General features: G+C 39.8%; 1 pseudogene. It reads right to left on the reverse strand.

The annotated features are described in order from the left end of the window. Positions 1 to 1213, reverse strand: a pseudogene (locus tag HWX04_RS08180) (hypothetical protein); the annotation flags it as partial.

Raw genomic sequence — 1213 nt, forward strand, 5'->3', positions numbered from 1 at the left:
CTGCTTGACAAGACTGTCATTCACTACATTGTTAATCTGATTGTTAATATTCGTGACAGCTTTCGTCATTTCATTATGAAGATTGCTGAAAGATGTACCTACACTCGCAAAGGCTTTTGCTACATCATCATAGCTCTGCTCTTCAACCTTATCCCCATCTTCACTGACAGTATTAACCGTAAAGCTTGGAGCTGTCCATTTGCCTTCTTCATATTTAGCACCTCCGCCAAAATAGATCGCAAGCGTATTRTTCATCGAATAAAGCTGRGAACCATTGACTGCATCCGTTGAACCAGACACAATATCTCCACCCAAAATGTGGGTAATTTTGCTAGCTTTTCTGTCCTTATCTTCACCATGAAGGGCTACAAACGCTCCTTCGTCTTGGTTCCAAAGCAAAGCATCACCTTTAACTTCTTGAGTAATATCTGTTATTTGTTGAGTAAAGTCTTGAACAACATTCGTAAGATGATTGTTCACATTATTAATATTCTTATCAAGACCTGCAAACGCTGAACCAACATCTTTGAACTCTGCCTGATTAGCCTCACCTTTTTCATCAACCTGAGATAATTTATAGGTCGGACCTGTAAAAACACCTTCTTTAAAGACTGCTTCACCACCTAAAAACTGCGCAACATTCTGAGAAATGGTATTAATCTGACCGCCACTAACCGCATCATGAGAATTATCAGCAATCTTACCATCCGCTACGTTATGCAGGCCAACAGCAGTAGCACCCTTACCTTTACCAAAAGTCACACTCGTGTAATCAGTCTCACCAGTTTCCTTCTTATCGTAAAGAACAACCGCTGAATCTTCTGACTGAATGCTGTTAGAAAGATCCTTCAAGCTGTCTTCAAGTTGTTTTTTATTAACGGCTTCATTATCATTTACTGCTGTCTTAACTCCAGAAAGCGTACGATCTTCATTTTTGTTGTTGGCGATATTGATTTCAGTACCRTCTTTCTCAGCACCAATCTTGATAACCTTGCTCTCTTCATCCTGCTTGACAAGACTGTCATTCACTACATTGTTAATCTGATTGTTAATATTCGTGACAGCTTTCGTCATTTCATTATGAAGATTGCTGAAAGATGTACCTACACTCGCAAAGGCTTTTGCTACATCATCATAGCTCTGCTCTTCAACCTTATCCCCATCTTCACTGACAGTATTAACCGTAAAGCTTGGAGCTGTCCATTTGCCTTCT

Origin of the sequence: Bartonella gabonensis (assembly GCF_903679515.1) — a bacterium.
GTDB lineage: Bacteria > Pseudomonadota > Alphaproteobacteria > Rhizobiales > Rhizobiaceae > Bartonella > Bartonella gabonensis.